A 20,018-nucleotide genomic window follows, 5' to 3' on the forward strand; every position below is an offset into this window, starting at 1 on the left:
TCGGGCCCAGGCTGCCAGTGCTGGCCAGGTCGCCTGGCTGCCGAGCCTGTTGAAGGGCCGGCCCCGGCACCGCGACGACTTGTGCTGGCACACCCGCAGAGGCGCACCGGCTCAGTTATGGCTGATCATCGTCGATGCCTCCGCTTCGACGCGTCGCCATCAGGCGCTCGCGCACACCAAAGGGTTGTTGGCGACACTATTCGACCATGCCTACCGCCAGCGCGCACGGCTGGCTTTGTTGACGGCAAGTGGCAGTGCACCGCAATGGCAGCGCCATGGGCTCAAGGCTTCGGCCGCGCTGCAACCTTGGTTGCAGGCGCTGGGGGCAGGAGGGGGCACCCCGTTGCTGCCGGCGCTGGAGCAAGCCAGGCAGTGGTTGGGCAATCGGCGCAAGGCCTATCCGAACGAGGAAGTACGCTGCCTGGTGTTCACTGACGGGCGTCTGCAGCAATGGGACCCTGTCGAGCCCTTGCCGTGCCCCACCTTGCTGGTGGACATGGAGCTGGCCCCCGTCCGGCTGGGCCGTGCTCGCCGGCTGGCGCAGCAACTGGCAGCAGACTATCAACACCTGCTTAGTTTCGAAGCGATGAAGTAATAACGGCGGGGTGCGGCAACAAGTCGCACGTTAGCAGAATGAAATACGCAGGGCCGCAAGTACATGTGCGTGGCAGAGCACGCACATGCCAACGCTGTTCATTTACTTGGGCATCGACCACGGCTGCAGGTGGTAGCCTTTTTCACAAAGTTCTGCGCGTACTTCTTCGATCAGGTTAAGCCACTGAGCTTTGTCGGAATAAGTTTGCGAGTTTACCTGTTTGCTGCCGATGCGGGTGCTGGTACGGTCGATGACCGCCAGGCTCAGGTCGCCAGTGCCGTTGGGGGCGTCCCAGGCCACGCAGTGGAAGGGTTCGAAGGCGTGGTCGGCGATCAGCAGTGCTTCGTTGACACGGAGCGGGGCATTCATGGTTCGGTCTCTCTGTGGTCCCAAACATTCAAGTGACGTCCGCGTTGCTTCAAGGTCGCCTCATGGATCGCGAAATGCAGCGCGGGGTTATGTGTACTGATGCTCGACAGTCGGCATTGAGTCACATGGGTGCAGCAAAATAATCAACGATTATTCATTTTTGTTTCAACGCGCCCCATGTGAGGACGTTAATCATCGAAAATTCCCCGGCGAAATTAGGAAAAGCAGCATTGGCAGACAGACGGTCATAGGCACCGTCAACTTAATTGCTACTGTTATTCGGGCGCCACAACTTACTGTTTTATCTCAAGAAACCAATACCTGGCGCCAAGGATCGGTCATGCAACAAACCGCAGTGCAACGCCGCCTGCTCATCGTCGATCCTTGTGACGATTGCCACCGCCTGACGCCAGGCTTGGTTCAGGCCGGGTGGGATGTCGCCAGCTGCGCCTTGGCGCAGGCGCAGGCGCTGGAGCATCGTTGCGATGTAGGTGTACTGCGCCTGGATGAAGCGCACCTCAAGCACTCTGACGTGGTCAAGGACATGATCAAGCGCAGCAACACCGAGTGGATCGCGGTGCTGAGTGCCGAACAACTGCGCTCCCCGGCCTTCGGCGATTTCGTTTGTGAATGGTTCTTTGATTTCCATACATTACCGTTCGACGAATCGCGGGTGCAGGTCACGCTGGGCCGGGCTTTTGGCATGGCGCGGCTGCGTGGCAAGGGCACGGTCAAGGCATTCGACACCCAGGACGAACTGCTAGGTGAGAGCCGGCCGATTCGAGAGTTGCGCAAGTTGCTGGGTAAGCTGGCACCGACCGAGTCGCCTGTGCTGATACGCGGTGAAAGCGGCACGGGGAAGGAACTGGTGGCGCGTACGCTGCACCGCCAGTCCCAGCGCAGCGGGCAGCCTTTCGTGGCGATCAACTGCGGGGCCATTCCCGAGCATTTGATCCAGTCCGAACTGTTCGGGCACGAAAAGGGCGCGTTCACAGGTGCCCACCAACGCAAGATCGGTCGCATCGAAGCCGCTAACGGCGGCACGCTGTTTCTCGATGAAATCGGCGACCTGCCACTGGAACTGCAGGCCAACCTGCTGCGCTTTCTCCAGGAAAAACACATCGAGCGAGTGGGGGGCAGCCAGCCCGTACCGGTGGATGTACGGGTGTTGGCCGCCACCCACGTCGATTTGGAAAAGGCCATCGAGCAGGGCCGTTTCCGGGAAGACCTGTACTACCGCCTGAACGTCCTGCAGGTGGTAACCGCCCCGTTACGTGACCGCCATGGCGATCTGTCGATGCTGGCCAATCATTTTGCCCATTTCTACAGCCTGGAAACCGGCAGGCGGCCACGCTCTTTCAGTGAGCACGCGCTAACGGCCATGGGCCAGCACGATTGGCCGGGTAACGTGCGTGAGCTGGCCAATCGGGTGCGGCGTGGGCTGGTGCTTGCCGAAGGGCGCCAGATCGAGGCCAAGGACCTGGGTTTGCAGCCGTTTGCGCAACAGCCGCCGCTGGGCACGCTGGAAGAGTACAAGCACAAGGCCGAGCGCCAGGCGTTGTGCGATGTGCTGGACCGTCACAGCGACAACCTCAGCGTTGCAGCCAAGGTGCTGGGCATCTCGCGGCCGACCTTCTACCGTTTGTTGCACAAGCACCAGATACGCTGAAACCGCAGGTGTCGCGCGACGCGCCTCAGTGAGGCGCGCGGACGATGGTCTTGAGCAGGTCTTCCGGGCTGATGTGGCCTACGACCTGGGCCACGGCGCTGCCAGGGGTGGGCAGGTCGATGATGTGGTTCTTCATCTTGCCGATCACGTGCATCTCGCAGGGTTTGCAGTCGAACTTCAGGGTCAGTACTTCATCCCCTTGGACCAGCTGCATCGGCGCCACCTTGGTACGCACCCCGGTCACCCCTTTGGCCTGCTTGGGGCACAGGTTGAAGGAGAAGCGCAGGCAGTGCTTGGTGATCATCACCGGCACTTCACCGTGTTCCTCGTGGGCTTCATAAGCCGCGTCGATCAACTGCACACCATGACGGTGGTAGAAATCCCGGGCTTTCTGATTGTAGACGTTGGCCAGGAACGACAGGTGCGATTCGGGATAAACCGGCGGTGGCGAGGTTTCCGGCTTGCGCCGGCCATGGGGGTGCGCCTGTATGCGTTGCGCGGTCAGCGTCTCGATGGCCTGCCGGCGCAGGGCCTTGAGCTGCGAATTGGGAATGAAGAACGCCTGCGGGGCATCCAGTTCGATGTTGTTGGCGTGGTAGAGCGTAGTGCCGAGCTGGCCAAGCAGGTCGTGCAGTTGGTCCAACGCCTGCTCGGGCTTGTTCGCCGGGCCGAATGGGCCATCCAGGGCGACCTGCACCTGCACGCCTTCCTCGCTGGTCACGTTCAGGGTCAAGCGCTCCTGGCGCAGCATCGCCTGCCAGCGTACACCGATGCGGCGTTCGGCCGACGTACGTTGCAGGGCCTGCTGCCAATTGTGGTCCAGGTTGCGCGAAAGCGGATGGTTTGGCCTTAGCTTGTGCAGCCCGGCAGGCATCTCGTTCGGTTCCACCCGGTAGCGGAAGCGCTTTTGGCCGTCTTCTTCGAATTCCCCGCGTGCCTCGGCAATGTTGGCCCTGAAACCTACCACTTCACGCTTGACCAGCACATTGAGGCCATCCCCGTTGGTCAACGGCACGTCGGTAACGACCTGCAGGTCGCGCTTGCCTACTTTCTCCACCACACCCACTGGCAGGCCGGTGAAGGTAGGGGAGTCGAAAGCACCGATATCGACCTTGCGGTCGGTCACGAAGTAATCGGTGCTGCCGCGGTGGAACGTCTTGTCCGGGTCCGGTACGAAGAAGTGTGCGGTACGACCGCTGGAGGCACGGGCCAAGGCAGGACGGTCTTCCAGGATGGCGTCGAGCTCCTTGCGGTAATGGGCCGTGATGTTCTTCACGTAGCCCATGTCCTTGTAGCGCCCTTCGATCTTGAACGAGCGCACTCCGGCATCGACCAGGTCGCGCAGGTTGGCGGTCTGGTTATTGTCCTTCATCGACAGCAGATGCTTTTCGAACGCCACCACCCGGCCTTGGTCGTCCTTGAGCGTGTAGGGCAGACGGCACGCCTGGGAGCAGTCACCCCGGTTGGCGCTGCGACCGGTCTGGGCGTGGGAGATGTTGCATTGCCCGGAGAACGCCACGCACAACGCGCCATGGATGAAGAACTCGATGGCGGCGTCGGTTTCGGCTGCGATGGCCCGGATTTGCTGCAGGTTCAGCTCGCGTGCAAGTACCAGCTGGGAAAAGCCAGCCTGGTCGAGAAACTTGGCCCGTTCCAGGGTACGAATGTCGGTCTGGGTACTGGCATGCAGCTCGATGGGCGGAATGTCGAGCTCCATCACCCCCAGGTCCTGCACGATCAGCGCATCGACGCCAGCGTCGTACAGCTGGTGAATCAGCGCGCGCGCCGGCTCCAACTCGTTGTCGTGCAAGATGGTATTGATGGTGGTGAACACGCGCGCATGGTAGCGATGGGCAAACTCGACCAGCGCGGCGATATCGACCACCTCGTTGCAGGCATTGTGGCGTGCGCCAAAGCTAGGGCCGCCGATATAGATGGCATCGGCCCCATGCAGGATAGCCTCGCGGGCAATGGCCACGTCGCGGGCAGGGCTGAGCAGTTCCAGGTGATGCTTGGGAAGGGACATGTCGTTATGGTTTCGGCTGTCACGGTATAGCCGGGCATTGTACCGACGATTGTGCTGGGCGACACCCTCAGGCTGCGCTGGCCGGATGGCCGGGGTGGCTGCGCAGCCTATCGCAGCCGGTACCACGCCCAGGCCGCACGCCCAAGGTTCTGGCCTTGAAAACAGCGGGCGCAGGTCTGGATCATGCCAGTCAAGGCCCGCAACGGCCTCCGGTCCTGTTCAGTCAGCCTTTGGCCGCCATCGCCGTCACTTCCACGCGCATGCCCTCGAACGCGAGCGCCGCCACGCCTACGGCGGCGCGCACTGGCCAGGGTTTGGCGAAGAAACGCTGGTACACCTGGTTGAAGGCGGCGCGGTCGGCCATGTCGGTCAGGTAGATGGTCAGGTGCAGCACCCGGTCCATACCGCTGCCTGCTTTCTCCAAAGCATCCTTCAAGGCCTGCAGCGTGCATTCGCTTTGCTCGACGATATCGCCCAACGCCAGGCTACCGTCAGGGTGCACCGGGACCTGAGTGGTTACCAGCATCCCGTTGTATTCGGCGACATCGGAGGAAATGGATTCTGGGTCGCTGTCTGGGGTGTAGACGATATCAGCATGTGCCATGAGGTCTGCCTTGCGCGGTAGAAAAGCCCCAAGCCTACGCGAGCGGCCTGCGCCGGTCGAGAGGCCGGTTTTTTGCAAAGCGCGGCATTCACGGTCAGAATCGCCGCCATTGCAGAGAGGCTTACCGTGAACGAACACACCTTGTCCATGCGCCTGGAGCGTGTGGCCACCCATGTGCCCCAGGGCGCGCGTCTGGCTGATATTGGTTCTGATCATGGCTACTTGCCCGTAGCGTTGATGCTCCGCGAGCGCATCGATTACGCAGTGGCCGGGGAGGTGGCCAGCACCCCTTTTGCGGCCGCTCAGCGTAACGTGCGCAAGCAGGGGCTTGAGTCGCGTATCGCCGTGCGCCTGGCCGATGGTCTGGCGGCCATCGTCCCTGAGGACCGCATCACGGCCGCGAGCCTGTGCGGCATGGGCGGCGAAACCCTGTGCGAGATTCTCGAAGCGGGCAGGGCGCGCCTGGCGGGGGTCGAGCGCCTGGTACTGCAACCCAATGGCGCCGAGCCGCAGGTGCGACAGTGGCTGATGAGCAACGGCTACCGTATCGTCGCTGAAGAGGTACTGCGTGAGCACCGCTTTGACTACGAAATCATCGTGGCAGAACCCGGTCATGCGGCCTACAGTCCTCAGCAGTTGTATTTCGGCCCCTTGTTGATGCGGGACCATGGCCAGGCATTTCACGTGAAGTGGCAGCGCATGCTCGGGCAGAAAAAGCAGACCCTTGCCAATTTCGCCCAGGCCCGCGTCGCAGTGCCGCCGGCCAAGGTCGCTAACTTCGAACAACAGGTGGACTGGATCACCCGTCTGCTGGCCGAACGCCCCCGCCTCGAGGACTAGCTTTCATGGACATGTTGCAGGCCATGCGTACCTTCGTCCGGGTGGTGGAGTGCGGCAGCTTCGCCGCGGCGGCCAACGCGCTGGACATCTCCGCCGCGCAGGTCTCGCGCATCGTGGCGGAGCTGGAGAATCAGCTGCAAACCCGATTGCTGCACCGCACCACCCGACGCTTGCGCATGAGCGAGGCGGGGGAACGTTTTCTTGAGCGCGCACGGCAGATACTGCTACTGACCGACGAGGCAGTGGGAGAGGCACGTGGTGCTCACCTCACGCCCCGTGGCCGGCTGCGCGTGCATTGTCCCCATGGGCTTGGGTTGCTGTTGATGCCATTGGTGGCAGGCTACAACGCGCTTTGTCCCGAAGTGGTCATCGAGCTGACGCTGTCCCAGCGCAACCCCGACCCCCTTGCTGAAGGGCATGATGTGGTCATCACCGTCGACCAGGCATTGCCGGACTCACAGCTGATTGCCGTCCCCTTGGGCGCGATTTTCAGCATTGCCTGTGCCGCGCCCGGTTATCTGCATGAAAAAGGCGTGCCGGCACGCCCCGACGACCTGCACCAGCATCGCTGCCTGCGCATGGCCTACCCGCTGTATGAGGGTGACTGGGTGTTCCCGCAGGCAGGTGGCGATTGCGTCATCGCACCCCAGGACAGCTTCATGACGAACGTGGCGGACGCCATGCTGGTCGCCAGCGAGCTGGGCATGGGTATCGGCCTGTTGCCGTTCTACACCGCTAGCCTGGCCATGGAGCAAGGGCGCCTGTACCGGGTGCTGGCGGACTACCGGCTGCGGGAAAATGCCTTGTACGCGATTTACCCCTCGCGGCATTACCTGGACGCCAAGGTCCGAACCTGGATCGACTACCTCAAAGAGCGGCTGCCGCCGATTTTCGCCGCCCACGCCCGGGTGGTCGAAGACCCCCGTTATTGCCGCTGACGGCAGCGGGGCACAAGCCCCGCCGCCCGTCCAAGCCTGGCCAGGAAGGCCGGGCCTTACAGCGCGTAGTGTTTAAGCTCACGTGCGATCAACATCCGCTGGATTTCGCTCGACCCTTCATAGATCTGGGTGATGCGCGCATCGCGGTAATGCCGCTCGACCGGATAATCCTCAAGGTAGCCGTAGCCACCATGGACCTGTATGGCCATCGAGCACACCCGCTCGGCCATTTCCGAGGCAAACAGCTTGGCCTGTGACGCTTCGGACAGGCATGGTCTGCCGGCACTGCGCAGGCGCGCGGCGTGCAGGATCAGCAAGCGCGCCGCATTGATCTGCACCTGCATGTCGGCCAGCAGGTTGGCGATGCTCTGATGTTCGTGGATTGGCTTGCCGAACTGAATACGTTCCCGGGCGTAGCCCAGCGCCGCTTCGAAGGCAGCTCTGGCGATGCCCAGTGCCTGGGCCGCAATGCCGATTCGCCCGCCTTCGAGATTGGACAGGGCGATCGCCAGGCCTTTACCGCGCTCGCCCAGCAGGTTGGCAGCCGGAATGCGGCATTGCTCGAGCGTCACCGCGCAGGTATCGGAGGCGCGAATACCCATTTTGTGTTCGGTGCGATCGACCTTGAAGCCGGGGTTGTCGGTAGGTACGAGAAACGCCGACAGCCCTTTCTTGCCAAGCTCCGGATCGGTCACGGCGAACACGACGGCCAGCCCGGCGCGACGGGCATTGCTGACGAACTGCTTGCTGCCGTTGATCACCCATTGCCCGTCGACCAGTTCGGCGCGCGTGCGCAGGTTATGGGCTTCGGATCCCGCCTGGGGCTCGGTCAGGCAGAAGCAGCCAATGACCTCGCCACTGGCCAGCCGCGGCAACCAGTGCTGCTGCTGTTCAGGGGTACCGTAGGCCAGCAACGGGCCGCACCCTACCGAGTTGTGGATGCTCATCAAGGCCCCGGTGGAGCCACACCCGACTGAAATCTCTTCAACCGCCAGTGCATAGGCTACGTAGTCGGTATAGCTGCCGCCGAAGTCCTCAGGGACCACCATGCCCAGCAAGCCAAGTTCACCCATGCTGCGCACGACGGCGTCATCGATCCAGCCAGCCTTTTCCCACGCCTGGGCGTGGGGCGCGATCTCGCCGCGGGCGAAGTCGCGGGCCATGTCGCGGATCATGATCTGCTCTTCGCTCAGTTCCACGTCTTGCATCTGCTGCTCCCAGGCTCATAGGCCTTCGAAGAATTGGTCGATGCGCTGGCGCTCCAGGCCCTGCAAGGTAGGGGGATTCCACCGCGGTTGCTTGTCCTTGTCGATGATCAAGGCGCGCACGCCCTCGATGATGTCGCCGTGCTGGAACCACTGGCGATCCAGGTGCAACTCCATCGCGAAGCAGTCTTCCAGGCTTAACTGTCGACCGCGGCGCAACATCTGTAAGGTCACGGCCATGGCCAGGGGGGATCGGGTTTCCAACAGATCAGCAGTGGCCACGGCCCAGGCATGGCTATCGCCGATGCTGACGGCGCGCAACTGCTCGACGATGGCTGAGATATCGGGCAAGGCGAAGAAATGATCGATCGCCGGACGGAGCGTGGCCAGTGGCGGGCCTTCCAGCGTCTGGGTGCCCAGGCACGCCAACAGGTTCTGCAAGTCCTTGAGCGGATTGTCACTCAGGGATAACTGGTCCAGCTCCCGATCAAGGGCATCGATCTTGTCACTCGTCACATACCAGTTGGCCAGGCCGCAATACAGGGCATCGGCCGCCTGGACTTGTGTACCGGTTACGCCGAGGTAGGTCCCCAGCTCGCCCGGCAGGCGTGACAGGAAGTAGCTGCCCCCTACATCGGGGAAATAGCCGATGCCTACCTCTGGCATGCCCAGGCGGCTGCGCTCGGTGACCACGCGCAGGTCGCAGCCCTGTGCCAGGCCCATGCCACCGCCGAGGGTGAAACCGTCCATGAGCACCAAAATGGGCTTGCGGTAGCGGTGTATCAGCAAGTCCAGGGCATATTCTTCGGCGAAGAAAGCCTCGTGCAGGTCGTCGCCGGCTTTGTAGCTGTCATGCAGCGAGCGGATGTCGCCACCGGCGCAGAAGCCCTTCGGGCCTTCGCCGCGCAGGACGATGGCGCGTACGTTCGGGTCGTTGGACCAGGCGTCCAGGTGCTTGCGCAAGCTGCGCACCATGTCCAAAGTCAGGGCGTTCAACCCGGCGGGGCGGTTGAGACGCAGGTGGCCGATCTGGTTGCGAACCTCGCTCAGGATGTGTTCGGTAACCGGCGTCTGAATAAGCGCTGTCATTGCGGTCTCCCTGCTTGTTATTGATTTTCCATGTGAAATCTGGAGTTCGCTGGAGGATCGCTGGATCCTGGCATGCGAATTTGCCTTGTACAATCGACAATTGTGCAGGGGCATCGTGCATTTTTGCGCCGGTGCCCGTGGTGCTGTGAGTCCGCGTCGGTTGGAACCAGCCTTGAGGGTTCATAGCCGTTCACTGTAGCTGCGAATCAGGTGCCAAGGATGCTTAATCGGCGCCACGCTATGGCTATTACAAGTGTTACATGCGGGGGCTTTTGGCTTGAAAGCACCGTGGGAGAGGGTTAGTCTTCGCGGGCTGCTGTCAATCCAGCAGCCGGGTTTGGTCACCCGCAATCATCAAGGCGCATCAGCGCCGCTCAGCGAATCAGTCGGCGTTTTTTTGTGCGCGGCTGTCTCGTGTCATGGCGGCTGTGCGTGGGGCGCCTCCGTGCGCGCCGGTTTCCTTGATTCCCGGTTGACCAACCCGCGTACAGTCGCCACCCATTCGTTTGGTCACGTTGCGTGGCGGCTCCTGATGAATCAAGGAGAACACCATGACAAAAGGGTTACCTGATCCTCCTGCCAGTCTCACAACCGCGCCCACCTCATTCTCTACCTGTGAAAGTAGCCATCCGCCTTTCGGTACGTCCGGGCGTCGATCTTGAGGACGCGCTCGTGCACCTGTCCACGCTGTTGCGTGGCGCCTATGCCGCCAATCTGAAGGCCATGGAGTTGGCCAGGGGGACCTGCTTCGACCTGTTGCTGGGTAATGACCATGGGCTGGAATCGGCCACCGCCGTGATAGAGGCTTTGTTGAATGGGTTGGAGGCTCAGCGGCGGGTACCTGACCGCTAGTTGACGACGGCGGGGTGCCTCTAGCGAGTGGCGGAGTCAATTGCCTCGCTCCGCCCTTGGTTGTTAGCAAACTCCCAGGGTGAAAGCGGTCATGGTCGATATAAGGAGCGGCCTGGTGCCACCGGAGCGGTTGCCAGCCTTGCATGGGCTTACTTGACCAAACCCGCAAGAGGACAATGCAACACCAACTTCGCCCCGCCTAACCGACTTTCACCAATCTCCAACCCAAACCCATGCAAGTCCACGATCGCCGCCACGATGGACAAACCCAAGCCGAAACCCGCATGCCGATGCCCCTCGTCACTGCGGTAGAACCGCTTGAGCACCGCCGTACGCTCCTGTTCCGCAATGCCAGGTCCTGTGTCCTCCACAGCCAGGTGCACGCCAGTGTCATCTTGGGAAGCTGTGATCTGCACCTGTCCACCTTCGGGCGTAAATTTGATGGCGTTGCCCACCAGGTTGGCCAGTGCCTCGAACAACAATTCGCGGTCGCCATGCAGCGCCGCCAGTTGCCTTGGTTGGTGCAAGGTCAACTGGATGCCACCGTCCTCTGCCAGGGGCAGGTAGAAATCGTGCAATTCCACCAACAGGTCATGGGGGGCCAACTGCGTGAACCCTGCGCGGCGCTGGCGATCTTCCAGTTCGCTGATCCGCAACAGCCCGCGAAAGCGTGCCATCAGCGTATCGGTTTCACCAATGGCTTGATCCAGTGCCTCGGCCTGGGCGGTATCGGCATCGCTTTGCTGGCGTATGCGGTACAGCTGGGCGCGCAGCCGCGTGAGCGGCGTGCGCAGGTCGTGGGCGATGTTGTCGCACACACCTTTTACCTCATGCATCAGGCGCTCGATGCGGTCGAGCATGGCGTTGACGATGTCTGCCAGCATGTCTAACTCATCGCGCCGTGCCGACAGCGGCAAGCGATGGGTAAGGTCGCCCGCCACGATCAGCTCGGCCTGAGCCTGTACCGCGCGGATGCGCTTGAGTGGCCGGCGCCTGAGCAGGTACCAACCTGCAAAACCCGGGATCAGCGTCAGCGAAATGCCCCATAGCAAGGCGTCGAGGATGATACGTGTGACAACGAACAACGAGCCGTTGTCCCGGAACAACACCAACCAGCGGCCATCCTGCACCTTGATCGCCACCGCATCGCAGCTATGGCGCGGCATGTTCGGGTCGTCTGCATTCAGGCAGCGCTTGAGCTCGTGGATCTTGCCGTCCAGCGCCAGCCCAGGGGGAAGGGCACGTACGCTGCCGCCCAGCGGGTTGAGTTGCGCGTCGAACAGGCCATAGGCATCGAAGCTGCGTTCTTCGAAGGCTTGGCTCGCGATCAGGGCGTCGTCCAGTTGCTTGCCGCTCATGTGCGCGAACAGGTGTTGGCGCTGCAGCATCGAATGACGGGTGAGTTTGTTCAGGTAGCTGGAAACCTCGAAGTACAGCACCCCCATGAGGATGCTGCTCCAGGCCACGAACAGGAAGCTGTAGAGCGCCAGCAGCCGGCTTGTGGAAGAACTCCAGCCCTTAGACGGGTTCAGCAATGGCATAACCGGAGCCCCGTACGGTACGGATCAACGGCGACTGGCCAGGCAGGTCGATCTTCTTGCGCAGGCGGCCGATGTGCACGTCAATGAGGTTGGTGCCTGGATCGAAGTGATACCCCCAGACTTCCTCGAAGATCATCATCCGGGTAATCACCTGACCGCTGTGCCGCATCAGGTATTCCAGCAGTTTGTACTCGGTAGGCAGCAAATTGAGCGTGTGCTCGCCGCGTCGGGCTTCATGGGTGATGAGGTCCAGCTCCAGGTCGGCCACCTGCAGGCGAGTCTGCGTCATGGGCACACTGTTACGGCGTAGCAAGACTTCGACGCGCGCTGCCATCTCGTCCGAGGCGAACGGTTTGGTCAGGTAGTCGTCGCCGCCTGCACGCAGGCCTCGGACCCGTTCATCCACGTCTGACAGCGCGCTGATCATCAGGATCGGCGTGGCGATCTTGAGGTTGCGCAGGGTGGTGACGATGGTCAGCCCGTCCACCTCCGGCAGCATGCGATCAAGGGTGATCAGGTCATAGCCGCCGGCGATAGCCTTGGCCAGGCCCTCGCGACCATTGTCGGCCCAGTCAACGTCCAAGCCATGGCTGTTGAGTTCAGCGACGATTTCCTGGCCGGTGACGGCGTCGTCTTCGATGGTGAGTACGCGAGGCATGCGGGATCCCGAACATCCAGATGAAAGCCTGATTGTGCCAAAGATCGGCCAGCAGGCGATTTAAGAATAATTCATCTGGCGCCTGTTGCATGACCTTGCTTGTTTATCGGCATGGGCAGCACATGGGCAAGCAAGTGCGACTCGGCTGTGAGAGGATAGGCCGCATCACAGCCAGGACCCGAACACAGCCTGATGAAGACACCCAAGAGAATCGAACCCCTGATCGAGGATGGCCTGGTCGACGAGGTACTGAGGCCGTTGATGAGTGGCAAGGAGGCCGCCGTGTACGTGGTGCGCTGTGGCAACCAGGTGCGCTGCGCCAAAGTGTACAAGGAAGCCAACAAGCGCAGTTTCCGTCAGGCGGCCGAGTATCAGGAAGGGCGCAAGGTGCGTAACAGCCGTCAGGCCCGGGCCATGGCCAAGGGCAGTAAGTACGGGCGCAAGGAAGCCGAGGATGCCTGGCAGAACGCCGAGGTGGCCGCCTTGTTCCGGCTGGCTGGGGCAGGCGTCAGGGTACCCAAGCCCTACGACTTCCAGGATGGCGTGCTGCTGATGGAGCTGGTAACCGATGCCGATGGCAATGCTGCGCCCCGGCTGAACGATGTTCACCTCGAGGCGGACCAGGCGCGGGATTATCACGGGTTCGTGATCAGCCAGATCGTACTGATGCTCTGCTCAGGGCTCGTCCATGGCGACCTCTCGGAGTTCAACGTACTCCTGGGGCCGGACGGGCCGGTAATCATCGACTTGCCCCAGGCAGTGGACGCTGCGGCCAACAACCATGCGTTCAGCATGCTGCAGCGCGATGTGTCGAACATGGCGCATTATTTTGGACGCTTTGCCCCTGAGCTGAAAGCCACCCGGTACGCGCAGGAAATGTGGGCCCTCTACGAAGCCGGCGAATTGCGCCCCGATAGCCCACTCACGGGGTTGTTCGCTGAAGATGAGCAGGCAGCGGACGTGGCCGGCGTCATCCGCGAGATCGACGCCGCCCGGCTGGACGATGCCCGTCGCCGCGAAGCGCGAGCCGAGGCCGAGCACGGGCAACCGCAGGCTGAAGAACCGACCCCGCCCTGGCTGCGCTGACACATCCAACCTACCGGTGCGCCCACCCCATACATCAGGCCGCGCCGGCCAGGTTTCGGCCTGCGCGACGGTCATTGCCTTTGACGCAAGACAATATCTCGTCATTTGGCCTTTCCAGTGTCGCGGCTCGGGCTTAAGGTATACGCCGTTCATCTTTCTGGAGCTGTCATGTCCACTCTTTTTCCGTCCGTCCGTCCCCGCCGTCTGCGCAAGAGCCAAGCGCTGCGCAGCGTCTTTCAGGAGACCGAGTTCCGCCTCGATGATCTGATCCTGCCGATCTTCGTGGAGGAGGGTATCGATGACTTCGTGCCGATCAAGAGCATGCCTGGCGTCAATCGCATTCCCGAGAAGCTGTTGGCGCAGGAAATCGAGCGGTACGCCCGTGCCGGCATCCGTTCGGTGATGACCTTTGGGGTCTCCCACCACCTGGACGCCGTGGGCAGCGATACCTGGAATGAAAACGGCCTGGTCGCGCGCATGTCGCGGATTTGCAAGGATGCAGTGCCGGAAATGGTCGTGATGTCCGACACCTGCTTCTGCGAATACACCAGCCACGGCCACTGCGGCGTGCTGCATGACCACGGCGTGGACAACGACGCCACCTTGGCCAACCTCGGCAAGCAGGCCGTGATCGCCGCAGCGGCAGGTGCGGATTTCATCGCGCCTTCGGCGGCCATGGACGGGCAGGTTCAGGCGATACGCAGCGCGTTGGACGGCGCGGGCTTCCATGACACGGCGATCATGGCCTATTCCACCAAGTTCGCCTCTTCGTTGTATGGGCCTTTCCGCGAAGCGGGCGGTACGGCGCTCAAGGGCGACCGCAAGAGCTACCAGATGAACCCCATGAACCGCCGCGAGGCGGTGCGCGAATCACTGCTCGACGAGCAGGAAGGCGCCGACGTGCTCATGGTCAAGCCGGCCGGTGCCTATCTGGACGTGATTGCCGACATTCGTAACGCCTCGCGCCTGCCATTGGCGGCCTACCAGGTCAGCGGTGAGTACGCCATGATCAAGTTCGGTGGACTTGCTGGCGCCATCGATGAGGGCCGCGTCATGCGCGAGAGCATTGGGGCGATCAAGCGTGCGGGCGCCGACTTGATCCTGACCTATTTCGCCATGGACCTGGCGCTGGAAGGCATTTGAAAACGCGGTCGCTGGGGCTGCGCAGCCGCCCCGGCGACCCAGCACCTCAAGGCTCGCATCCCACCTTGTGCCTGCTTTCACAAAAAAACGCTAAGCGCTGAATTATTTAGTGTCCCTTTGTATCTGATCCCTTAGAGCAGTCACCGTCAGGGATAAATAAATGAAATCTCGCAAGAAAAGGGTTCAGCCGATTGGCCTGAAGGACATCACCATCGTCGACGACGCCAAGATGCGCAAGGCCATTACCGCCGCTGCGCTGGGCAACGCGATGGAGTGGTTCGACTTCGGCGTCTATGGCTTCGTCGCCTATGCCCTGGGCAAAGTGTTCTTCCCCAATGCCGACCCCAGCGTTCAAATGATTGCCGCGCTGGCCACCTTCTCCGTGCCGTTCCTGATCCGACCACTGGGTGGGTTGTTCTTCGGCGCGCTCGGCGACCGCTTCGGGCGACAGAAGATTCTCGCCGCCACCATCGTCATCATGTCCTTGAGCACGTTCGCCATTGGCCTGATACCGTCCTATGACAGTATCGGCATATGGGCACCGATCCTGCTGTTGCTGGCCAAGATGGCCCAGGGCTTCTCGGTAGGCGGTGAGTACACCGGCGCGTCGATCTTCGTGGCCGAGTATGCACCTGATCGCAAGCGTGGCTTCCTGGGCAGCTGGTTGGACTTTGGCTCCATCGCCGGCTTCGTCCTGGGCGCCGGCGTGGTAGTGATGATCTCCACCGTGATGGGTGAAGAGAAATTCCTCGAATGGGGCTGGCGCCTGCCGTTCTTCCTGGCTTTGCCGCTGGGTATGATTGGCCTGTACTTGCGTCACGCGCTGGAGGAGACCCCAGCCTTCCAGCAGCATGTCGACAAACTGGAGCAAGGTGACCGTGAAGGCCTGGCTTCCGGGCCGAAGGTGTCGTTCAAGGAAGTGGCGACCAAGCACTGGCGTAGCCTGATCACCTGCATCGGCGTGGTGATCGCGACCAACGTCACGTACTACATGCTGCTCACCTACATGCCCAGCTACCTGTCCCATAACCTGCATTACAGCGAAGATCATGGTGTACTGATCATCATCGCGATCATGGTGGGCATGCTGTTCGTGCAGCCGATAATCGGTCTTCTGAGCGACAAGTTCGGCCGTCGCCCCTTCATCATCCTGGGCAGCGTCGGCCTTTTTGCGGCGGCAATTCCTGCTTTCATGCTGATCAACAGCGGTGTGCTGGGCTTCATCTTCGCCGGCCTGCTGCTGATGGCCGTGCTGCTGAACTTCTTCATTGGCGTGATGGCCTCGACCCTGCCAGCGATGTTCCCGACGCATATCCGCTACAGCGCCTTGGCCAGTGCCTTCAACATTTCGGTGCTGATTGCAGGCCTTACCCCGACCCTGGCCGCCTGGCTGGTGGAAAGCTCCGGCAACCTGTACATGCCCGCCTACTACCTGATGGTGATTGCCGTGATTGGTTTCATCACTGGGGTGACCATGAAAGAAACGGCCAACAAGCCGTTGCGTGGGGCGGCGCCAGCAGCGTCTGACATCGACGAGGCTCGCGAGCTGCTTCAGGAGCACCACGACAATATCGAGCAGAAGATCGAAGACATCGATACCCAGATCGCTGAACTGGAAGCCAAGCGCAAGCTGCTGGTGCAGCAGCATCCACGTATCGATTGATCAGCGGGGCATGTAGCCTCGCTGCCAGGCACGAGGGATGAACAGCGACACCAGGGTCAGTAGGCACGTCAGCACGCAACTGCCGACCATAGCCTGCAGCCCTAGGTGTTTCTGCAACCAAGCGCCACATGCTGCTCCCAGCAGCATGCCCAGCCAGGGCACCAGTTGCACCCGCCAGCCATGGCGGCGAGCGCCCAGCATCCAGTGGCCCAGGCCACGACCAAATCGCGAAAGGGCTCCGGTGACATAGGTCAGGCCAATCGGCAGACCGTTGACCTGCTCAACCACGGCATTGATCATCCCCATCGCCACTGTGGCGGCCAACAAGGGTATTGAGGTATCCGGCGCTGGCATCATCCCCGCAAACCCAAGCAGCACCGCTACCACCAGCAGTACGGGCCAGGCACGGCGCCGGCACTTGTGCGCCAGCACCACACCCAAGGTATTGCCAGCCACGAAGCCCAGCAGCGCGCCTGCCAGGCGCTGGATCATCGGGCCATCGACTTCGTTGATGGCGACGGCAAGACGCGTGGTGTTGCCGCTCATGAACGAGACGAAATCGCCCAAGGCCAACAAACCGATGGCATCGGTCATTCCTGCCAGTACCGACAGGCCGGCCACCAGACCCAGCCCTACGCGGCCTCGTAACCGGTGCACACGATGGCGCTTGGAAGTAGGTGTGGCTGCGGCGGCAGGGAGCATGTGCAGTCCTCGGGTCTACCGTTGCTCGCGGGCCAGGGTATTGCGAATGGTGCGCTCCACGACGTCGACCAGCACCATGGTGTGGTGGTCGACTTCGATATTGAGCAAGTCGCCTGCCTGATAACGGGTAAACGTGGTCTGGCGCAGGGTTTCTGGAATGAGGTTGACAGTGACCACGTTGTCCTCGATGTCGGCGACGGTGAGGCTGCAGCCATTGACGCCAATGAAGCCGCGGGAAAAGACGTACTTGGCCCATTCAGGCGGCATGCGGAACTTGATGTATGCACCGGTGGCAGCGATGGAGATGTCTACGATGTCTGCAGTGGTGGCGATGTGGCCAGCCATGAGGTGGCCGCCCACCTCCGCATTCATTTTCGCCGAACGCTCGATGTTCACTCCTTGGCCGGCCTGCAAGCAACGCAGGTTAGTGCGCTCCAGCGTTGCCGTCATGGCGTCGAAGCGAACGTGTGTGCCTTCGATCTCGGTGACCGACAGGCAGGTCCCTTCAACGCTGACACTGGCACCGATCTTCAGATCGTCGAGCAATGCCGGGGTGAGGTCGATGGTGAACTGGTTGTGGCCAGGGTGGCGGGCTACATCAAGCAGAGGGCGGACGGCCTGGACGATGCCGGTGTACATTGCGTTGCTCCTGGGCACGGGTAAGTTGACTTGCGCAAACTATGCCCAGGCGTCCGCAAATGCAAGTCACCGCACCTCAGACGTGACCACTGCTGTTGACGATGCGCAGGCACAACGCCTCATAGGGGTCCAGATTAACCATCAAGCGTCCGTCCTCGGTCAAATCGCCCTCGACCGTTTCGTTGATCATGTCCACCACAGGGCCTGGCGTGAAACCGGTCAGGTGCAGCTCCTCACTGATTTCGTCCTGGCTGAAGTTCAGTGCGGTTATCTGGATACCGCGCCCTGCAGGCAGTTCATGCACCATCACCAGCAGGCCAGGCGAGGTCACGTCGGGCACCAGCAGTTGTCGGCTAGTGGCGATGCCATATGCCTGGCGAACCGCGAGCAGCTTTTTGACCTTGCTGGCGAACGAGTCACTGCGCTCGAGTTGTTCATCAAGGCTGCCGTACAAGGCACGGGCACGCGGCATACCGCGTACTGAGGCCTGGGCCTCTGGGTCCAGACCTGCCAGATCATAACCGCCGCGGTGGATCCAACGTGTGTCGCCGTCGGTCATCCGCTCAGCCACCGCTTCGCCAGACAAGGGCAGGGCACCCACCAGGTCCCAACCGGATATGGCCACCACACCAGGCTGCATGGCGTTGTACATCACCAGCAGCAGATGCAGCTTCTGGATCGATTCGACCTGCTCGGGGGTGATGTCATCAAGCTCTCGGATACCCAAGGCAGCGGTGATCAAGCTGGCCGTGGTGCAAGAGATGCCATTGGTGACAAACCGCAGGTTGTAAGGTGCATGCTCACCGGACAGGCGCTCGTAGATCTCCTCCCGGATATGCTCGCGCAAAATACTGCCTGGCAAGGTCTGGCCCTTGTACAGGTACATGTCATGCGCATGCAGTGTCCAGAAATGCACCAGCTCGACCGTCAACTCATCATGGTTTTGCAACGCATGAATCAGCGAGGCTGGGTCGATGCCGAAGGCGTGCATTTCCTTGAACATCAAGCGCAGGAATTCGGTATCGCCGGTCAGCAGCGCGTGCTGATAGGCCGGTCGGGTAATGAAGTCGTAGGACAGGTCGGCCCCGCCGCTGGACATCTGGGCGATGTCATCGAGGGTGAGGTTCAGCTCCTGGAAGCTGAACCCCCCTGCCTTGCGGATCATGCCACCGATCAACTGGTTACCGACCAGCGACAAGGGGTGGCTTTCCGACCAGGCGGTGGCGCTGGCGCGGGTTTCGACACCCAGGAAACCATTGGCATCCAGGCGCAAACCACGTGCGCCCAGGCAGTCCAGGGCATGCAGGGCATCGCCTATGATCATCTGCTGCGCCGTAAAGGTCGGGTCGAGCCAGTTCAGGGAGGGTTGACCGTCCTTGAAATAATGCAGGTAAACCCAGCGGCGGGTCTTGCCATCCACGCCCGTGATCGGCGCCGTGGCACTCCAGTCGGTCTCCTTGACGCCCGGCTCGAAGAAGATCACCCGTTGCAGCTGACCGACGATGTAGTGGCGTGCCTTGAGCTCGTCGCACTGAGCGGGGAGCAGGTTGACCGAATCGCGGCCCTCGGGCACGTCAGGAAGCAGCCCCCAGTCCTCTTCACGGATCTCGACCATGTGGTAGAGGCCTGGGTAGGGCGCCAGCCCCAGCTCGGCCAGACGGAAGTCGGCGCCTTTGCCGGTGTGCGACGGGATCAGGTCATCGATGGTGACGGCATTGTGGGCGGCGGCCATGCGGCTCATCTGCACCAGTTCCTGCTCGGTACCGTAGAGCGGGTCGATGTCGAAGCTGATCCGGTCGAAGTTGCCGTCCACGCTCGGCGTAAGCTCGCGCCCGCTGATACCGCCGGAACGCTTGATTGGCCCGGTGTGGACACCTTGAATACCAATTTCTGACAGGCGCTTCCATAGCGCTTCATGGGCCAAAGCGCCCAGCACCGAGCAACCGTCGGGCGCGATGATCGCATCGGGGTAGACCGTCAGCCAGACCGAAGCGATTTCTGTCGCACGGCGCGGCTGGGCCAGGGCGTAGGGCTGTTGCCACAGTCGCGCTTGCCCGGAGTACAGGCAGGCGCGCTCCTGGGATGCCTTTAGCATGGAGCGTTCTTCAAGCCACTTGACGTATGACGGGTCGGGTTGGGTCATCTCGCGTCCTCTTTGCGTGTCGGCACCGGCTCAGGTTATGACGGCAGGGCACGCGGAACGTTCGGCTCAACACGTAGTGCTGTTCACTTAAGATCGTTGGGGCCGCTTCACGGCCCATCGCGGCACAAGGCCGCTCCCACCCTGACTGCGTGACGCTTGAGTTAAGGGCTCACAGGACAGTGTGGGAGATTCTATGGTTCTCAGCAAGCCAGTTTCCCCTTTCTGGTGACATATTCGTCCTGATTTCTCATCAGGG

The 20,018-nt window shown here is 61.6% G+C and carries 18 protein-coding genes; 8 read left to right on the forward strand and 10 right to left on the reverse strand.

Annotated features, from left to right (window positions below; genetic code table 11):
• Nucleotides 1–49 precede the first annotated feature (49 nt).
• The gene (locus tag FS767_RS09655) at nt 50–595 is read left to right on the forward strand and encodes a VWA domain-containing protein (protein ID WP_371921581.1); all 546 of its coding nucleotides are present in this window, start codon (nt 50–52) and stop codon (nt 593–595) included.
• Nucleotides 596–697: 102 nt separating this feature from the next.
• Here FS767_RS09655 and FS767_RS09660 read toward each other — a convergent pair whose 3' ends face one another.
• Nucleotides 698–964, reverse strand: a complete 267-nt coding sequence (locus FS767_RS09660; protein ID WP_058638293.1) for a hypothetical protein — start codon at nt 962–964, stop codon at nt 698–700.
• A gap of 340 nt (nt 965–1,304) precedes the next feature.
• On the opposite strand from FS767_RS09660, the gene FS767_RS09665 reads away from it, so the two are divergent.
• Nucleotides 1,305–2,633, forward strand: a complete 1,329-nt coding sequence (locus tag FS767_RS09665; RefSeq protein WP_144965018.1) for a sigma-54 dependent transcriptional regulator — start codon at nt 1,305–1,307, stop codon at nt 2,631–2,633.
• 25 nt (nt 2,634–2,658) lie between these two features.
• On the opposite strand, the gene FS767_RS09670 is transcribed toward FS767_RS09665, so the two are convergent.
• Both FS767_RS09670 and FS767_RS09675 read right to left on the reverse strand, forming a co-directional pair.
• Nucleotides 2,659–4,659 carry a U32 family peptidase gene (locus tag FS767_RS09670; RefSeq protein ID WP_144965020.1) on the reverse strand — a complete coding sequence of 667 codons (2,001 nt, stop codon included), beginning with the start codon at nt 4,657–4,659 and terminating at the stop codon, nt 2,659–2,661.
• Between the two features lie 223 nt (nt 4,660–4,882).
• A complete protein-coding gene (locus FS767_RS09675) occupies nt 4,883–5,263 on the reverse strand; it encodes a RidA family protein (protein ID WP_058638290.1) in 381 nt (126 codons plus the stop codon).
• Between the two features lie 126 nt (nt 5,264–5,389).
• Between FS767_RS09675 and FS767_RS09680 the strand changes: the two genes are divergently transcribed.
• Both FS767_RS09680 and FS767_RS09685 read left to right on the forward strand, forming a co-directional pair.
• Nucleotides 5,390–6,103 carry a class I SAM-dependent methyltransferase gene (locus FS767_RS09680; RefSeq protein ID WP_144965022.1) on the forward strand — a complete coding sequence of 238 codons (714 nt, stop codon included), beginning with the start codon at nt 5,390–5,392 and terminating at the stop codon, nt 6,101–6,103.
• A 5-nt stretch (nt 6,104–6,108) separates the two neighbouring features.
• Nucleotides 6,109–7,041, forward strand: coding sequence for a LysR family transcriptional regulator (locus FS767_RS09685; RefSeq protein WP_144965024.1), 933 nt, complete (start codon nt 6,109–6,111; stop codon nt 7,039–7,041).
• A 56-nt stretch (nt 7,042–7,097) separates the two neighbouring features.
• Here FS767_RS09685 and FS767_RS09690 read toward each other — a convergent pair whose 3' ends face one another.
• Nucleotides 7,098–8,249 carry an acyl-CoA dehydrogenase family protein gene (locus FS767_RS09690; RefSeq protein WP_058638287.1) on the reverse strand — a complete coding sequence of 384 codons (1,152 nt, stop codon included), beginning with the start codon at nt 8,247–8,249 and terminating at the stop codon, nt 7,098–7,100.
• Nucleotides 8,250–8,264: 15 nt separating this feature from the next.
• Nucleotides 8,265–9,335: an enoyl-CoA hydratase/isomerase family protein gene (locus FS767_RS09695; protein ID WP_144965026.1), complete on the reverse strand. Its 1,071-nt coding sequence runs from the start codon at nt 9,333–9,335 to the stop codon at nt 8,265–8,267.
• Nucleotides 9,336–10,007: 672 nt separating this feature from the next.
• Here FS767_RS09695 and FS767_RS09700 point away from each other — a divergent pair.
• Complete coding sequence (locus FS767_RS09700) at nt 10,008–10,187, forward strand: hypothetical protein (RefSeq protein WP_256674250.1); 180 nt, start codon at nt 10,008–10,010, stop codon at nt 10,185–10,187.
• 149 nt (nt 10,188–10,336) lie between these two features.
• On the opposite strand, the gene FS767_RS09705 is transcribed toward FS767_RS09700, so the two are convergent.
• Entirely contained in the window at nt 10,337–11,728 is a 1,392-nt protein-coding gene (locus FS767_RS09705; RefSeq protein ID WP_144965028.1) for a HAMP domain-containing sensor histidine kinase, read from the reverse strand.
• Entirely contained in the window at nt 11,706–12,386 is a 681-nt protein-coding gene (locus FS767_RS09710; RefSeq protein ID WP_058605448.1) for a response regulator transcription factor, read from the reverse strand. Before FS767_RS09710 ends, FS767_RS09705 begins: the two co-directional genes overlap by 23 nt.
• A gap of 192 nt (nt 12,387–12,578) precedes the next feature.
• Between FS767_RS09710 and FS767_RS09715 the strand changes: the two genes are divergently transcribed.
• From FS767_RS09715 to proP, 3 genes are all read left to right on the forward strand, one after another.
• Entirely contained in the window at nt 12,579–13,472 is an 894-nt protein-coding gene (locus FS767_RS09715; RefSeq protein ID WP_144965030.1) for a PA4780 family RIO1-like protein kinase, read from the forward strand.
• A gap of 168 nt (nt 13,473–13,640) precedes the next feature.
• Nucleotides 13,641–14,615, forward strand: a complete 975-nt coding sequence (gene hemB / locus FS767_RS09720; protein ID WP_027916474.1) for a porphobilinogen synthase — start codon at nt 13,641–13,643, stop codon at nt 14,613–14,615.
• A 160-nt stretch (nt 14,616–14,775) separates the two neighbouring features.
• Entirely contained in the window at nt 14,776–16,278 is a 1,503-nt protein-coding gene (gene proP / locus FS767_RS09725; RefSeq protein WP_058605451.1) for a glycine betaine/L-proline transporter ProP, read from the forward strand.
• Here the strand turns inward: proP and FS767_RS09730 are convergent, their stop codons facing one another.
• The 3 genes from FS767_RS09730 to treS all read right to left on the reverse strand — a co-directional run bounded on the left by FS767_RS09730 (nt 16,279) and on the right by treS (nt 19,762).
• Nucleotides 16,279–16,980 (reverse strand): YoaK family protein, encoded by a 702-nt coding sequence (locus FS767_RS09730; protein WP_144965032.1) that lies wholly within the window; start codon nt 16,978–16,980, stop codon nt 16,279–16,281. It abuts the gene before it with no gap.
• A gap of 15 nt (nt 16,981–16,995) precedes the next feature.
• Entirely contained in the window at nt 16,996–17,619 is a 624-nt protein-coding gene (locus FS767_RS09735; protein ID WP_144965034.1) for a riboflavin synthase subunit alpha, read from the reverse strand.
• 76 nt (nt 17,620–17,695) lie between these two features.
• Nucleotides 17,696–19,762, reverse strand: coding sequence for a maltose alpha-D-glucosyltransferase (gene treS, locus FS767_RS09740; RefSeq protein ID WP_144965036.1), 2,067 nt, complete (start codon nt 19,760–19,762; stop codon nt 17,696–17,698).
• Nucleotides 19,763–20,018: the final 256 nt, after the last annotated feature.

This window comes from Pseudomonas sp. DE0010, assembly GCF_007680745.1.
In the GTDB taxonomy this organism is placed as follows: Bacteria; Pseudomonadota; Gammaproteobacteria; order Pseudomonadales; family Pseudomonadaceae; genus Aquipseudomonas; species Aquipseudomonas parafulva_B.

Coding starts and splice junctions, on each gene's coding strand:
- FS767_RS09660 (WP_058638293.1), bottom strand. CDS start 964: ATGAATGCCCCGCTCCGTGTCAACGAAGCACTGCTGATCGCCGACCAC.
- FS767_RS09665 (WP_144965018.1), top strand. CDS start 1,305: ATGCAACAAACCGCAGTGCAACGCCGCCTGCTCATCGTCGATCCTTGT.
- FS767_RS09670 (WP_144965020.1), bottom strand. CDS start 4,659: ATGTCCCTTCCCAAGCATCACCTGGAACTGCTCAGCCCTGCCCGCGAC.
- FS767_RS09675 (WP_058638290.1), bottom strand. CDS start 5,263: ATGGCACATGCTGATATCGTCTACACCCCAGACAGCGACCCAGAATCC.
- FS767_RS09685 (WP_144965024.1), top strand. CDS start 6,109: ATGGACATGTTGCAGGCCATGCGTACCTTCGTCCGGGTGGTGGAGTGC.
- FS767_RS09690 (WP_058638287.1), bottom strand. CDS start 8,249: ATGCAAGACGTGGAACTGAGCGAAGAGCAGATCATGATCCGCGACATG.
- FS767_RS09695 (WP_144965026.1), bottom strand. CDS start 9,335: ATGACAGCGCTTATTCAGACGCCGGTTACCGAACACATCCTGAGCGAG.
- FS767_RS09705 (WP_144965028.1), bottom strand. CDS start 11,728: ATGCCATTGCTGAACCCGTCTAAGGGCTGGAGTTCTTCCACAAGCCGG.
- FS767_RS09710 (WP_058605448.1), bottom strand. CDS start 12,386: ATGCCTCGCGTACTCACCATCGAAGACGACGCCGTCACCGGCCAGGAA.
- FS767_RS09715 (WP_144965030.1), top strand. CDS start 12,579: ATGAAGACACCCAAGAGAATCGAACCCCTGATCGAGGATGGCCTGGTC.
- hemB (WP_027916474.1), top strand. CDS start 13,641: ATGTCCACTCTTTTTCCGTCCGTCCGTCCCCGCCGTCTGCGCAAGAGC.
- proP (WP_058605451.1), top strand. CDS start 14,776: ATGAAATCTCGCAAGAAAAGGGTTCAGCCGATTGGCCTGAAGGACATC.
- FS767_RS09730 (WP_144965032.1), bottom strand. CDS start 16,980: ATGCTCCCTGCCGCCGCAGCCACACCTACTTCCAAGCGCCATCGTGTG.
- FS767_RS09735 (WP_144965034.1), bottom strand. CDS start 17,619: ATGTACACCGGCATCGTCCAGGCCGTCCGCCCTCTGCTTGATGTAGCC.
- treS (WP_144965036.1), bottom strand. CDS start 19,762: ATGACCCAACCCGACCCGTCATACGTCAAGTGGCTTGAAGAACGCTCC.